This window comes from Pseudoxanthomonas sp. G3, from assembly GCF_057654715.1.
The window spans coordinates 2529590-2543715 of sequence record NZ_CM172805.1 but is presented as its reverse complement, the minus strand read 5'-3'; the positions used below and the strand labels follow the sequence as shown (position 1 = coordinate 2543715).

Here is a 14126-nt window from a genome sequence, read left to right as displayed (position 1 = left end):
TGCCCGTAGCTTTGGGCAAGAAAACGAAAGGAATCAGCAAACGCTAGGCGCGCGGGCCCCGGATCGGTCGCGACAGTCAGTCGTGCGGGGGCGACGCCGCATCCAGCACGTGCAGGCCCACCGACAGCCGCTTGGCCACCCGTTTGGCCGCGGCGGCCTGCGAGGCGACTTCCTCGGCGGTGCAGAAGCGATGGGGATTGACCTGGGCCACGCCGATGGTGAGCGTGGTCAATGGGAAGGTGGTGTAGCGGCCAGCACGGTCTTCGCCTTCCAGGACACCGCGCGCGAGGTCATCGTCGTCGAACAGAGCGCGGCCGGCGGCGTTGAATTCAGCGACCATCTCGCGGCATCGGCGCTCCCAGTCGTCGCTCTGGAAAAGCACCACGAAATCGTCGCCGCCCACATGGCCGACGAAATCCCATTGCGGTTCAGCATGTCGCAGGAGCGTCGACGCTACCAGGCGGATCATGCGGTCGCCTCGGAAGTAGCCGTACTGGTCGTTGTACGGCTTGAAGTGGTTGAGGTCGCAATACGCCGCCCTGAACGGCTGCTGCGCGTCGATCAACCGCGTGATGTGCTCGGCAATGGGAATATTGCCCGGCAGCAAGGTGAGCGGGTTGGCGTAGCGCGCGGCTTCGATGCGCAGTTCCGTGACGCGCCGGACCAGCGCCTCACCGGTGCCCACGCCGGCGTAACGACCCTCGCGGGTGATGATGAAGCCATCCGAGAGATAGCGCTGGTCTTCGCCCAGCAGGATCTCCGACATCGCATCCACGCTCTGCGCCACGTCCGCCATGATGGGCGAGGCATGCATCAGCTGGACGCAAGGCTTGCGTCCCAACAGCTCGCGGGCGAAGGGCACGGCCATGCGCTCATTGAACACCCGGCGGTTGATGAGTCCGAGCGGAAGCCCTTTGCCGTCCACGACCGGCAGGGCCTGCAGGTCAGGGTGTTGGCGGAAGACCTGCTCGGCATCGAAGTTGCTGGCGCTGTCGGTGATCGACGGTGCCTCGATCAGCAGGTGTGCGGCGGTGACCTTGGGGAAGGTCGAGCGACGCCCGCTACGCGGCCATACCGGCAGTTTCTCGGGTGACGCCAGGCGGAGGTCTTCCGGGACGGCATCGGTTGCCCGTTCGGCCGGGCGACCCAGCAGGTACCCCTGCGCGTAACGGATACCCAGATCCCGGATGATCGCCAAATCCTGCGTGCGCTCAACGCCTTCGGCGATCAGGTCGGAACCCAGACTCTCGGCCACCTGCACCAGCGCACGCACGATACTGAGCCGTCCGGGGCTCTCTGCGATCTCGTGGACCAGATAGCGATCGATCTTGACGTACTCGGGCCCCAGCTCGTGCCATAGCTCGAAGTTGGAATGCCCGTTACCGAAGTCGTCCAGCGCAATGCGGATGCCGGCTGCGCGAAGGTAACCCAGTGCATCGGCCAGGCGGCCCACGTCCTCGACGATGTCGCGTTCGGTGATCTCGATGACGAAGCGGCTCAGGTCCCGTCCCGCCGACCGCAGTCCCTCGATGATCTGCTGCGGGCGAAACGCATCCTGCAGGATTGCATGCGCGCTCAGGTTGACCAGCAGGCGCCCGCCGCGTTCGAAATCGAAGCTGCGCACCAGCATGCGCGCGGCCTGCGTCTCCAGTTCGCCCAGGCGTCCGGTAACGCGTGCCAAGTCCAGCAACTGCAGCGGCGTCATCGTCCCGTGTGCGTGCCGCATCAGGCCTTCGTGCGCGACGACACGCTGGTCTTCCAGATGGACGATGGGCTGGTACACCGCGCGCAATCCGCCCGGACTCAGGGCAGCGTCCAGCACAGCGGACATCGGGGCGGGGGCGGGGCAGGCGAGCATGGGGCCGGGACGCTAGCGCGATCGCATGACAGTGGCGTGTCAGTTGCCGCCGTCATCGTGCTGTAGCGCACGCCGCGTACAACACCTTCATCCCGGAACGCCGCACGCGTGGCGACCAAGGACATTAAAGTCCTGGCGGAAGCGGCCGATATCGATGCGTCATTCTGTCCGGAATACGCCCATGGCCTTCCCCGCATCCCTGAAGTCGGTCCTTCATCGCGCGTACGATGCTGCTGCACGCAGCCTGCGCCTTCTTCCCTCCACGCAGCTCGCTCGTATGAGTCTGGCCGGCAAGATCCAGGCCAGCCTGCTGGTGTCCGGTCTCGGCCTGCTGGTGATCGCACTGGCGTACTGGCGCGCCAGTGTAGGCGCAGAGCGCGCCGGCGACACGTTCGCCGGCTATCAGGCACGTGCGGTGCTCGCAGGCGCGCTCGCCCAGCAGGTCGCCGAGGCGCGCCGATTGCAGACGGCCTATGCGCGCAGCTTGTCCGACGAGCATCGTGCTGCCCTGCAGTCCGCGCAGCGACGTTTGTCGAGCACGCTTGCCGCGGAAGCCGGCACCGTCGCCGACGGTCCGCGCCCGCCTGCGTTGAAGGCCGTTGCCGCCCAGATTGCGCAGTTCGGTGAAGGCATCGCCTCGCTCAATGCGCGCGTGGACGAGATGGGGCAGGGCGAATCCGGACTGCTCGCTCAGCTGGATGCAGCGGCCACTGCACTCGAGCGGCGCATCGACGACGCAGGCAACCCAGCGCTGATTGGCCACGTGCAGCGCATGCGGCGGTTCGAGAGCCAGTTCCTGCTGACCGGCGACGCGGCACACACCGATCGCGTCAGCGAGGAGAAGTTGCCGTTCGATCTGGCACTGACCGCCTCGCGCCTGTCGCTGGAGATGCAGGACGCGTTACGTGCCGACATGGACGCCTACCAGGGTGCCTTGCTGGCGTACACCGCCGCGCGCATCGGGCTGGATGTCGAAGCCCAGTCGCTCGAGGACATCGCAGCCGGCATCACCCCCGCGCTGGACGCACTGCAGCAGGCCCAGGCCGATGCGTTGGCGAAAGCGCGTGCGCAGCAACGGTCCCAGGGACGCTGGATCGACGCCTTCTTCATGCTGACCTGGCTGCTGGTGTCCGCAGCGGTGATCATGACCCTCCTGATGGTGCTTCGTGCGGTGCGCCGGCCGATCGAAGATACGTTGCGCTTCGCCGGCGATATCGCCGAAGATCGGTTGGACACCGTGCTGACGGTGCACAACCCGCACGATGAGATCGGCCGTCTCGCCGCGACGCTGAGCCACATGCAGGCCCGCCTGCGTACTCGCATAGAGGCCGAACGCGCCGCAGCACGCGAAAACGAGCGTGCCCGCCAGGCGCTGGATTGCGCGAAGACCGGCTTGATGATGCTCGACGCCGAGGGTGCGCTCGCCTATGCCAACCGTTCCCTGATGGCTGTGTTGCCGGACGCGGCGGCGATGGTTGGCCATCCCGCCACGCAGCTGCATGCGGCGTTTTCCGAAGCCCAACGGCGCTTGGCGACCGGCGAGTCGGCGTTCGAGGAAGAAGTCGAGCATGGTGGCGTGTGCTATCAATGGACCATCAACAGCGTAGTAGTCGAGGGCGCACGCATCGGCGCCACCGTCGAATGGCGCAGCCGTGCCGTCGAGATGTTGGTGGAGCGCGAGATCGCCGCCGTGGTGGATGCGGCAGCGCGTGGTGATCTCGCTGGTCGCGTTCCGTTGGAGGACAAGCAGGGCTTCGTATTGACGCTGGCAGGCAGCACCAATCGCCTGCTGGATGCCTTCCAGTACAACTTGTCGGCGCTGCAGGGCCTCTTGGCCGCGCTGTCGCAAGGCGACCTGACCGCGCGGATGGAAGGCGACTTCCACGGCGTGTTCGGGCGCATGCGCGACGATGCCAACGCCACCGTCGCGCAGCTGACCGACATCGTCGGTCGCATCCAGGATGCGTCCACCTCGATCAACACCGCCGCCGGCGAGATCGCCTCGGGTAATTCCGATCTGTCGCGCCGTACTGAGCAGCAGGCGGCGAATCTGGAAGAAACGGCCGCTTCGATGGAGGAACTGACTTCCACCGTGCGTCAGAACGCCGAATCGGCCCGACAGGCCAACCAGCTCGCCATCGGCGCCGCGGGCGTCGCCTCGCAAGGCGGCGAAGTGGTCGGCAAGGTCGTCACCACCATGACCGACATCGAACAGTCCTCGAAGAAGATCGCCGAGATCATCTCCGTCATCGATGGCATCGCCTTCCAGACCAACATCCTGGCGCTCAACGCGGCGGTGGAAGCCGCGCGTGCGGGCGAACAGGGCCGCGGCTTCGCCGTGGTCGCTAGCGAGGTCCGCACGCTGGCCCAGCGCAGCGCGAACGCCGCCAAGGAGATCAAGGGCCTGATCGAAACCTCGGTGGACAAGGTGGCCGACGGCTCGGCCCTGGTGCAGCAGGCCGGCACGACCATGAGCGAGATCGTCGCCTCGGTGCAGCGCGTGACCGATATCATGGCGGAGATCTCCGCCGCTTCGCAGGAACAGAGCACGGGCATCGAACAGGTCAACCAGACCATCACCCAGATGGATGAAACCACCCAGCAGAACGCCGCGCTGGTGGAAGAGGCTGCCGCTGCCGCCGGGAGCCTGCAGGTGCAGGCAGGAGCACTGCGCAAAGCCGTCGCGCAGTTCCGTACTGGCCGCGCGCCGCTGCGCCGCCCGCTACCGGCGTGAGGCTGCGCGTGCGAGTCACGCCCGCACGCTGCGGACACGCATCAGCCTGTCGGTGGGAAGTCGGCGAGCGAGACGCCGTCGACCGCCACCAACCGGTCGAGCCGGACGCGTTCCCCCGTGCCGAGTTCGGCGTACTCGATGCCGTCACGGGCCGACAGGGTGACGATGCGGGTGTCCCGCTCGTGCGCCTTGCCGTCATCGTCGACGAACCGGATCAGCGTCGTCGCACGGCGCGTCGCCGTCGCTTCGAGCACATCATGGAACTCGCAGTTGATGGGCGTGTAGGGGTCGGAGGGAGAGGGCATGGGAGATCCCGGACGCGGATGGCATCGGTCGGATGGCCAGCCTAGCGCGGGGCGTCGACGGCGTCGCTCGCCGCCAGCGTACCAGCGTGCGCGATGCCATCAGACGGGCGCGGGGCTCACCCCGGAATTCGCGCGATCACCTTGATCTCGAAGTCGAAGCCGGCCAGCCAGTTCACGCCGATCGCGGTCCAGTTGGGATAAGGCTGAGCCGGGAAGACCTCGCCCTTGACCTTCATGACGGTGTCGAACTGGCGCTCGGGGTCGGTATGGAACGTCGTCACGTCGACGATGTCATCGAGCGTGCAACCGCCCGCCTTCAGGGTGGCCTCCAGGTTGGCGAACGCCAGGCGGACCTGGGCTTCGAAATCCGGCTCGGGGGAGCCGTCGCTGCGGCTGCCGACCTGGCCGGAGACGAACAGCAGGTCGCCGGAGCGGATCGCGGCGGAGTAGGTGTAGTGGGCGTAGAGGTCGTGCCGACCGGCGGGAAAGACGGCGTCGCGGGATGCCATGGGAGTACTCCTCAAGTGGGTGGGGCCGTGAGGCCCCGGGACATGGCGAGCACTCTAGGCAGCGCTCCCCGGGGGATAAACACGCGGATCGCGGGATCACTGTTTGTAGAATCCAAACAATCCCCGCTGCCTTGGAGTTCGCATGGACCGTATCGACGCGATGCAGGCCTTCGTCCGCGTGGTCGAGACCGGCAGCTTCACCAAGGCGGCCGACACGCTGCAGGCCAGCAAGACCCGGGTGACGCAACTGGTGCAGCAGTTGGAGACGCACCTGCGGGTGAAGCTGCTCCACCGCACCACGCGCAAGGTCAACGTCACCGCCGACGGCGCCGCGTATTACGAGCGCGTCGTGCGCCTGCTGGCCGACCTGGACGATGCAGAGACCAGCCTGTCCGCGGCCTCCGAAGCACCGCGCGGACGGCTGCGCGTGGATGTGCCCGCACCGTTGGCCAGCCACGTGCTCGTGCCGGCATTGCCCGATTTCCATGCGCGCTATCCCGATATCCAGCTCGACCTCGGCGCCAGCGATCGCAAGGTGGACCTGATCGACGAGAACGTGGACTGCGTGATCCGTGGCGGCGTCCTCACCGATGACTCGCTGCGCGCACGTCACGTGGCCGACCTCGCGCTGGGGGTGTACGCCGCGCCGTCCTATCTGGCACGCGTGGGGAGGCCGGCGCATCCGCAGGCACTGGAAGACGCCGCGCATCGCGTCATCGGCTATCGCAGTGCGCGTACCGGCAACCCGCTGATGTCGCCGATGCGGCGCGGCGAAGAAGAGGTGCGCGTGCAGGGCCGTCACGTGCTGTCGGTGGATGACGGCAATGCCTATCTGGCGGCCGGCATCGCCGGGCTCGGCGTGCTGTGGCTTCCCACCTACATGGCGCGCGAGCCGCTGGCGCGGGGTGCGCTGGTGCCGCTGTTCGAAGACTGGCGGATCGAGCCGATGCCGATGTACCTCGCGTTCCCGCCCAGCCGGCACGTCAGCCGCAAGCTGCGGGTGTTCATCGACTGGGTCGTGGAGCTGTTGGCGCAGCATGCGCCCGCCATCCAGCCGCCGCGTTGATGCAGGACGCAGCGGCACGCGCTTCTTCATCGGGTGGGCGTCGACCCCATCCGCACATCGGCATACTCCTGTCATCCGCCATGAGACATTCGCCGCCATGGGACTTCTGACCTTCAGCCTCAACCTCACCCTCGACGGCTGCGTGGACCACGAAGAGGGCATCGCCGATGAAGAAACGCACGCGTTCTTCACCCGGCTCATGGACGAGCATGGCGCCATGCTATGGGGCCGCGTCACCTACGAAATGATGGAAGGCTACTGGCCGAAGGTGGCACGCGGCGAGGTGGAGGCGCCCCCGGCGACGCGCGAGTGGGCGCGGAAGCTGGAGGCGAAGCCGAAGTATGTGGTGTCGTCGACGCGGAGCGAGTTCACCTGGGCGCAGAGCCACCTCCTCACGGGCGAACTGCGCACGGGCATACAGGCGCTGAAGGATGCGACACCGGCCGGTGTGCTGCTGGGCAGCGGCATGCTCGCCACGGAATTGGACCGGCTGGACCTGATCGACGAGTACCGCTTCCTCGTCCATGCCCGCATCGCCGGCCACGGCCCGACCCTGTACCAGCGCGGACTGCCGCACGCGCGACGGCTTGATCTGGTGTCGGCGACCCCGCTGCGCTGCGGGGCGGTCGCGCTGCATTACCGGCGTGCGCGCGACTGACAGCCGCGCCTCGGGCGGCATGTCGATCTACGGCCTTCCGCTTCGTCGCCCAGGCATCTCTGCACAAAGGAACCGCCATGAAGTATCTCGGCCTGGCCTATTTCACCCCCGACAAGTTCGCCGCGATGTCGCCTGGCGATGTCGAAGCCTTGGTCAGCCAGTGTCCCGCCCTGGACGAGCAGATGCGGGCGACCGGCAAAGTGCTGGTATCCGCCTCGCTGGGGGATCTGGAAGGCTGGCGGACACTGCGCCCGCAGGCCGGCAAGACGCAGGTCAGCGACGGGCCTTACACCGAATCGAAGGAAGTCGTGGGTGGCCTCTTCATCATCGAAGCGGACAGCCACGACGAAGCGCTGCGCATCGCGTCCATGCACCCGGCGGCGACGCTGGGCGAGGCGGGAGGATGGGCGGTCGAGCTGATTCCGATGGATTTCTATCTCGAGCGCTAGCATGCGCGGTGGATTGCCTTACTCCGTCAGCGCAGCCTCCACCGCGGCGCTGGCATGCAGAGCCGTGGTGTCGAACAGCGGCACGCGCGCGTCCTGCGGGCCCACCAGCAGGCTGATTTCGGTGCAGCCGAGGATGATGGCCTGCGCGCCACGCGCGACCAGATCGTCCATGACGCGACGATAGGCATCGCGCGAAGGATCGCGGATGACACCGCGACAGAGTTCGTCGTAGATCACGTCGTGGACGATGCGACGGTCGTCGGCGTCCGGCACGAGGACTTGCAGCCCGTGCCTGTCCTGCAGGCGCTGGCGGTAGAAATGCTGTTCCATCGTGAAGCGGGTACCCAGCAGGCCGACCGTGCGATGTCCGGCGGCGGTGATGGCCGCGCCGGTGGCATCGGCGATGTGCAGCAACGGAATCGACACGGCCGCCTCCATCTGCGGCGCCACCTTGTGCATGGTGTTGGTGCACAGCACGAGCAGGTCGGCACCGGCGGCCTGCACGCGGCGCGCGGCGTCGGCCAGCACCTCGCCGGCGGTGTCCCAGTCGCCATCGCGCTGCAGCTGTTCGATCTCGTGGAAGTCGACGCTGTACAGCACGACCTTGGCCGAATGCAGGCCAGCCAGGCGGGCCTTGATGCCTTCGTTGACCAGGCGGTAGTACGGCACCGTCGATTCCCAGCTCATCCCGCCGATCAGTCCGATCGTCTTCATGCCTGTCCTGCCGTGTATGTCCGAGGCAGGAAGTATGTAGGCCGGCGTGCCGCGCCGGGTTGAGCAGTTTGAGGGGTGAGGGTGCGGTCTGTTGCAGGCCCCCGACACCGGGGGTGCTTTACAGAGGATTCCCTGCTGTGCATACTGTGCATATAAACTATGCACAGTGGGTGGCGGTGAGCGCGGAACTGTTTCTGTCGACCACCGACAGCACGCCGATGTACCAGCAGATCGTCGACCAGATCACCGCCAAGGTGATGGCTGGTGACTGGAAGCCGGGACAGGCGCTGCCGTCGATTCGCGAGCTGGCCAGCGCCAGCCGGGTCAGCGTGATCACGGTCAAGCGCGCCTACGCGGAACTGATGCTGGCCGGGATCATCGTTACCCGGCACGGCATGGGCTCCTTCGTGGCCGAGTCCTCGGACCTGCCCACCGACTTGCTGCGCGCGGAATTCACCCAGCACTTCGACGCGATGCTCGCCTGTGCCGCGCGCCTCGGCATTACCCGCCACGAGATACGGCAACTGCTCGATGACGAGCAAGCCGATCCCACGCCCGACACCTCCGGAGGATCCACGCCATGACCGCCGCACTCGCCTTGTCCGGCGTGACCAAGCGCTACGACAGCTTTGCGCTGCAGGACATCACCCTGAGCATGCCCGCCGGGCAGATCATGGGATTGGTGGGCGTCAACGGCGCTGGCAAGACCACCTTGCTGCGCATCCTCAGCGGGCTGGCGCGCGCCGACGCCGGCACTGTCGAAGTATTGGGCCGCGTGATGCCGGCGCAGCAGGTGGCGGTCAAGCAGGAACTCGGCTTCGCGTCGGAAGACATGCGCCTGTACAAGAGCCAGACGCTGCGCTGGCACATGGATTTCATCCGTTCGATCTATCCGGGCTGGGATGAGGCGTACGCCGCCGACCTGCTGCGTCGGTTCGACCTGCGGGCGGAGCAGACGCTCGCGGGCTTCTCGCACGGCCAGCGCGTCAAGGCGCTGCTGCTGTTGAACTTCGCCCGCCGCCCCAAGCTGCTGCTGCTCGACGAGCCCACCACCGGTCTCGACCCCGTCGCACGCGACGAGGTGCTGCAGGCGCTGGCCGACATCCTGCGCGACGACGCCCGCAGCGTGCTGTTTTCCTCGCACAACACGCGGGATATCGAGCAACTGGCGGACACGATCAGCTTCGTCCACCAGGGCCGCCTGCTCGCGTCCAAGGACAAGGAGTCCTTCCTCGACGACTGGCGCCGGATCATCTGCCAGGGCACGTGGCCGGCGGATGCGGATGCGTGGCCCGAGATCGCGATGACGCGCCAGAACGGATCCCTGCTGGAGCTGAAGGTGCGCCAGTTCAGCGACGGCCTCCTCGGCCGCCTGCAGGCGCAGGGGCTGGACATCCGCAGCGCCGAGGCGATGAGCCTGGAAGACATCTTCGTCACCACCGTGCGGGCGGGAGGTGCCGCATGAAGCGTTTCGAACTCAACCTGCCGGTGATCAGGCACCTGATCGCCAAGGACTGGGCGCTGTTCCAGAAGCAACTCGCGGCCTACGTGACCGGGGGCATCTTCGCGCTCTGCCTGATCGGCATGGCCAAGGGATGGAGCTTCTACCTGGGCTCGCTGTTGCTGCTGGTCGTCATGGTCGGCATCTCCTGCTTCTCGATCTCCACCTCGTTACTGGTCGAGCGCAAGGAGCACACGCTGGCCTTCGTCATGAGCCTGCCGCTCACGCCGTTGGACTTCTATCTGGCGAAGCTGCTCGGCAACCTGGTGACGTTCTTCGTGCCGTTCCTGCTCCTGTCCGCCGGCACCCTGGCCGTCATCGCGTTCACGCCCTTGCCGGATGGACTGATCGTCTTTTCGATCCTGATTTTCGGCTTCGTGACCCTGGCCTACAGCGTCTCCCTGAGCGTGGCCATGGCAGTGGAATCGGAAGGCTGGAACACCTTCGCCATGATCGGCAGCATGGTCCTGATCAATCCTTTCATCATGTTGCTGGGGCAGATCCCCGAGATCACCGGCAACGCGAACACCGAACGCGTCGTCTGGAGCCTGCCCGCCGTTTCCATCCTGCTCGTGGAGATCGTGGGGAGCATCGCCGTGCTGGTGATCACCGGCTGGGTGCGCTGCCGCAAGAAAGCGTTCTACTGACGCCGCCATGTCGGCGCCCGATCGCCTCCACGCGATGGACAACCTGCGGGCGCTCGCCATGCTGTCGGGCGTGCTGTTCCATGCGGCGCTGGCCTACAGTCCGCTAGCGCACGCCTTCATTCCCACGGCCGATCGCGTGTCGTCGACGGCGGTCGACGTGGGCATCTGGTTCCTGCATCTGTTCCGCATGCCGCTGTTCTTCGTGGTCGCCGGCTTCTTCGCGGCGATGCTGGTAGTGAAGCGCGGGATGGGCGGGATGTTCCGGAATCGTTTCATGCGCATCGCGCTGCCGTTCGTGATCTTCCTGCCGCTCGTGCATGGGGCGCTGAAGTACAGCACGCTGCACGCCGCGGAGACGGTGCAGCACCCATCGCCCATGCTGGCGATGATCCGGCAGCTGCTGCAGACGCAAGGCCTGCCCGAACAGCTGCCCGGCACCGGGCACCTGTGGTTCCTCTACTACCTGCTGTTCTTCTACGTGCTGGTATGGTCGGCGAAGAACTTCGGACTGGAGGCACTCGCACAGCGCGTGCGCGACCTGCGCCCGGTCTGGCTGCTGGGTGGGCTGCCGTTGCTGCTGGTGCCGTCGCTTGCCGCCGTCAGCGCGCCGCATCCCGCACCGGAAAGCCTCCTGCCGCAGTTCTGGGCCTTCGGTTTCTACGGGCCGTTCTTTGCGTTCGGGTACCTGCTGTATGACCACGACGCGATGATGGAACCGCTCCGGCCGCTCGCGCCGTGGCTGCTGGCCGCCAGTTTGATGCTCTATGGCGTCTTCTGGGTCCTGCTGGATCGACACGTACCCAGCCTGAGGGATCCTTCCGCCTCCTGGCCACTCGCCGTGCTCGAGGCTTACGTCAGCGTATGGATGACCTGTGCCTGCCTGATCGCAGGCAAGGCGTGGTTGGATCGTCGCCATGCCGTGCTGCGCTATCTGTCGGAGGCGTCGTATTGGATCTACCTCGTCCACCTGCCGATCCTGTTCGCGCTCCAATACCGTTTGCTGGACGTGAAGGCGCCTTGGGGCATCAAGTTCGTGTCGTCGGTGCTCGCGACCTTGGCGCTTTGCCTGTTCGGTTATCACGCGGTGGTGCGCAAAACGCGGCTGGGCGGGCTGCTGGGCGCGCGAGCGTCCGCAGCGATGGTGGAGATGGGAAAGTGATGTATTGCGCGTTTCGTACGACGATCAGACGACCAACGGCACCCCAATTTCACAGTCCTTGCACGTAGACCAATCCAGCCTGAAGGCAGGTTGCAGCAGCGGTGGCAAACGCCGCTATATTCCGTCTCCCCAGACGAAGGAGGATTTGAATGTTTACGACGAAGCGATATCTGAAGGCGGCGCGTGTGCTCGGTGTGGCGCTGGTGGCCGGTGTGGCGCTGAGCGGCTGCGCGACCTACGACGACGAATTCGCAGGCATCAACTCGCGCCTCGATTCGCTCGACACCAAGGTGCAGGGCGCAGCCCAGAGCGCCGAGTCGGCCAATCAGTCCGCGACGCAGGCGAATCAGCGTCTCGACCAGATCGAGCGCCGCGTCCAGCAGCTCGAAGCCGCCCCGCGTCGCGTGCCGCGCGGCTGATCGCGCTTGCGCGACGTGTTGCGCACCGTGTGAACCGGAACCCGGTGGCCCGTGCGGCCACCGGGCTTCCTTCATGATCCCATGAGTGTTTCGAGGAACCGCGTCATCCGTACTTCCCTACATTCCGCGATCAGGACCGCCGCCCACGCGCTGATCATGGCGCTGGCGTTGGCCAGTTTCGGTGCCAGTGCCGCGAAGGCCAGTGCCCAGAAGGCCGTTGCAGAGAAAGCCGCCGACGAGAAGGCGGCCGACGAAAAAGACGCCGACGGAAAAGACGCCGCGCAAGCGGACAACAGCCCCGATCAGCTCCCGCCCGGTCAGGACGTATCCGACACGGTGATCGAGCTCGCAGGCTGGATCGTCGCGAGCAAGGACAGCCAGGGCTATCCATTTGCCATCATCGACAAGGCCGCGGCGCAGGTGCTGGTGTTCGGCGGCGACGGTCGCCTCCGCGGCGCCGCGCCCGGGCTGTTCGGCTCGGCGGTCGGTGATCACACCGCGCCGGGCGTTGCGGGTCTCGCGCTGCGCGAAATTCCCGGTCGTGACCGCACCACGCCTGCCGGCCGCTTCGTAGGCGGTTTCGGCCCGTCCATCGACGCCGGACGCGTGCTGTGGGTGGACTACGACTCCGCGGTTTCCATCCATCCGACCGCCACCGGCGTACCGGCCGAGAAGCGCGAAGAGCGGCTCGCATCGGCCACGCCCGACGACAATCGCATCACCCATGGGTGCATCAATGTCGCGCCAGGGTTCTACGAGCGCATCATGCAGCCGACGTTCGAGAAGGGCGGGGTGTTCTACATCCTCCCCGACAAGGATTCGCTCGCGGAGACGTTTCCGGAATTCGCGGAAAGTCGCGCGACGGCGCAACGCAGCGGCGGCAAGCGCGCACGGCGCCGTTGAAGGGTGCGTCCTCCCCCGCGCGGCGTACCGACGAGAATGACGCTGCGCGCAGGCCCACCCATCCAGCAGAACGGGTCGGCGCGCCGTTCCATCGCATAGCCACGCCGACTGTTCCCGAGCGCTGAGCCGTGTTGTTCAGTACGCCGAGCCGCCCGGCTGGGTGGAGCTCAGTACGCCGGCTTCCGCGGTGACGGTGTAGACGGTACCGCCCACCGGCGCCCAGTTCACCAGATCGAAACCGTCGCCCGCGGCGATGCGCGCGACACCGATGTTGCGGTAGGTCAGCGGCTGTTTGGCCGCGCACACTTGGGGCAATCCCGGTGCCTGCAGGAAATACACCTTGCCCGTGCCGACCACGCTCGCATAACCGCCGTTGGCCACCAGCAGCGCGGTCGCTTCGTCGACGGCGATGCCGCGCGGGGCGCTGCTCCAGCCGTTGGCGGCCACGCGGCACAGAAAGGCGAGGTTGCGGCCCATGCGGTCGCGTGCGGCGAAGTGGGGGTCGCCGATGACACCTTGCAATGTCGGCACCCCGGCGAAGTCGCGATCGAAGGTCAGATAGCGGTTGAACGGATCGGCCAACGCCTGGCTGCTGGTCGCACCCTGGCTGGCGTTCGCGCTGTAGACGAACTGCGTCAGCACGTTGAGGCCGGCACTCGTGCCGCCCACCGGCTTGCCCTGCGCAATGCGCGCATTGAGCGTGGACTGCACCGGCGTGCCTTTCCAGAAGTTGAGGTAGTTGGACTGATCGCCGCCGGCGATCCACACCACTTCCGCCTTGGCGATGATCGCGGCGACATCCGCATGTTGGGCGGCGGTCGCGCTGGGAATGATCAGCGTGGCGACCGAATGGATGTTCGGGCACAGGCCCTGCACATACGGGTTGTAGGCATCGGCACCGGTGGCGCGGATGATCAGGAAATCCCCGTTGCCGCCGAGGTTGCAGAGCCACTGGAAGGCGGCATCGACGTCGGCGCCACCTCCCATCAGGACCGTGCCGGGCGTAGTGGCAGGCGAGACATCGCCCGTGCTGCCGACGCGGACATAGGTATAGGGCGGGGCCTTGCCGGCCAGTGCGGATGTGGACAGGATCGAAGCGAGCAGGAGCGCGAGCAGACGACGCATGGAACACCTCATCGTTGGGGTGACTTCCATGCAGACGGTCCAGCGCCTTCGATCCCCCATGCAGGCCGGTACGTTCAGC

At 66.5% G+C, this 14126-nt stretch carries 15 protein-coding genes; 10 read left to right on the top strand and 5 right to left on the bottom strand.

The annotated features are described in order from the left end of the window. Positions 1-76: 76 nt before the first annotated feature. Positions 77-1831 carry an EAL domain-containing protein gene (locus AC23D6_RS12040; protein WP_487749495.1) on the bottom strand — a complete coding sequence of 585 codons (1755 nt, stop codon included), beginning with the start codon at positions 1829-1831 and terminating at the stop codon, positions 77-79. 208 nt (positions 1832-2039) lie between these two features. Here AC23D6_RS12040 and AC23D6_RS12035 point away from each other — a divergent pair, with 208 nt between their 5' ends. Continuing rightward, complete coding sequence (locus tag AC23D6_RS12035; protein ID WP_487749494.1) at positions 2040-4592, top strand: methyl-accepting chemotaxis protein; 2553 nt, start codon at positions 2040-2042, stop codon at positions 4590-4592. A 41-nt stretch (positions 4593-4633) separates the two neighbouring features. Here AC23D6_RS12035 and AC23D6_RS12030 read toward each other — a convergent pair whose 3' ends face one another. Then, complete coding sequence (locus AC23D6_RS12030) at positions 4634-4897, bottom strand: hypothetical protein (protein ID WP_487749493.1); 264 nt, start codon at positions 4895-4897, stop codon at positions 4634-4636. A 116-nt stretch (positions 4898-5013) separates the two neighbouring features. Then, entirely contained in the window at positions 5014-5406 is a 393-nt protein-coding gene (locus AC23D6_RS12025; protein ID WP_487749492.1) for a RidA family protein, read from the bottom strand. Between the two features lie 142 nt (positions 5407-5548). Between AC23D6_RS12025 and AC23D6_RS12020 the strand changes: the two genes are divergently transcribed. The 3 genes from AC23D6_RS12020 to AC23D6_RS12010 all read left to right on the top strand — a co-directional run bounded on the left by AC23D6_RS12020 (position 5549) and on the right by AC23D6_RS12010 (position 7579). After that, entirely contained in the window at positions 5549-6472 is a 924-nt protein-coding gene (locus AC23D6_RS12020) for a LysR family transcriptional regulator (RefSeq protein WP_487749491.1), read from the top strand. 97 nt (positions 6473-6569) lie between these two features. Beyond that, positions 6570-7130, top strand: coding sequence for a dihydrofolate reductase family protein (locus AC23D6_RS12015; RefSeq protein WP_487749490.1), 561 nt, complete (start codon positions 6570-6572; stop codon positions 7128-7130). Positions 7131-7207: 77 nt separating this feature from the next. Then, complete coding sequence (locus tag AC23D6_RS12010) at positions 7208-7579, top strand: YciI family protein (RefSeq protein ID WP_487749489.1); 372 nt, start codon at positions 7208-7210, stop codon at positions 7577-7579. A gap of 18 nt (positions 7580-7597) precedes the next feature. Here the strand turns inward: AC23D6_RS12010 and AC23D6_RS12005 are convergent, their stop codons facing one another. Beyond that, the gene (locus AC23D6_RS12005; protein ID WP_487749488.1) at positions 7598-8293 is read right to left on the bottom strand and encodes an aspartate/glutamate racemase family protein; all 696 of its coding nucleotides are present in this window, start codon (positions 8291-8293) and stop codon (positions 7598-7600) included. Positions 8294-8469: 176 nt separating this feature from the next. Between AC23D6_RS12005 and AC23D6_RS12000 the strand changes: the two genes are divergently transcribed. The 6 genes from AC23D6_RS12000 to AC23D6_RS11975 all read left to right on the top strand — a co-directional run bounded on the left by AC23D6_RS12000 (position 8470) and on the right by AC23D6_RS11975 (position 12922). Continuing rightward, positions 8470-8877: a GntR family transcriptional regulator gene (locus AC23D6_RS12000; RefSeq protein WP_487749487.1), complete on the top strand. Its 408-nt coding sequence runs from the start codon at positions 8470-8472 to the stop codon at positions 8875-8877. After that, positions 8874-9758 carry an ABC transporter ATP-binding protein gene (locus tag AC23D6_RS11995; RefSeq protein WP_487749486.1) on the top strand — a complete coding sequence of 295 codons (885 nt, stop codon included), beginning with the start codon at positions 8874-8876 and terminating at the stop codon, positions 9756-9758. Before AC23D6_RS12000 ends, AC23D6_RS11995 begins: the two co-directional genes overlap by 4 nt. Next, positions 9755-10441 (top strand): hypothetical protein, encoded by a 687-nt coding sequence (locus tag AC23D6_RS11990; RefSeq protein ID WP_487749485.1) that lies wholly within the window; start codon positions 9755-9757, stop codon positions 10439-10441. Before AC23D6_RS11995 ends, AC23D6_RS11990 begins: the two co-directional genes overlap by 4 nt. 7 nt (positions 10442-10448) lie before the next feature. Then, positions 10449-11600: an acyltransferase family protein gene (locus AC23D6_RS11985; RefSeq protein ID WP_487749484.1), complete on the top strand. Its 1152-nt coding sequence runs from the start codon at positions 10449-10451 to the stop codon at positions 11598-11600. A gap of 149 nt (positions 11601-11749) precedes the next feature. Next, on the top strand, positions 11750-12019 hold the full coding sequence (locus AC23D6_RS11980; RefSeq protein WP_487749483.1) for a hypothetical protein: 270 nt from the start codon (positions 11750-11752) through the stop codon (positions 12017-12019). Positions 12020-12175: 156 nt separating this feature from the next. Next, on the top strand, positions 12176-12922 hold the full coding sequence (locus AC23D6_RS11975; RefSeq protein WP_487749482.1) for a hypothetical protein: 747 nt from the start codon (positions 12176-12178) through the stop codon (positions 12920-12922). Between the two features lie 135 nt (positions 12923-13057). On the opposite strand, the gene AC23D6_RS11970 is transcribed toward AC23D6_RS11975, so the two are convergent. Beyond that, the gene (locus tag AC23D6_RS11970; RefSeq protein ID WP_487749481.1) at positions 13058-14047 is read right to left on the bottom strand and encodes a cyanophycinase; all 990 of its coding nucleotides are present in this window, start codon (positions 14045-14047) and stop codon (positions 13058-13060) included. Between the last annotated feature and the right edge of the window lie 79 nt (positions 14048-14126).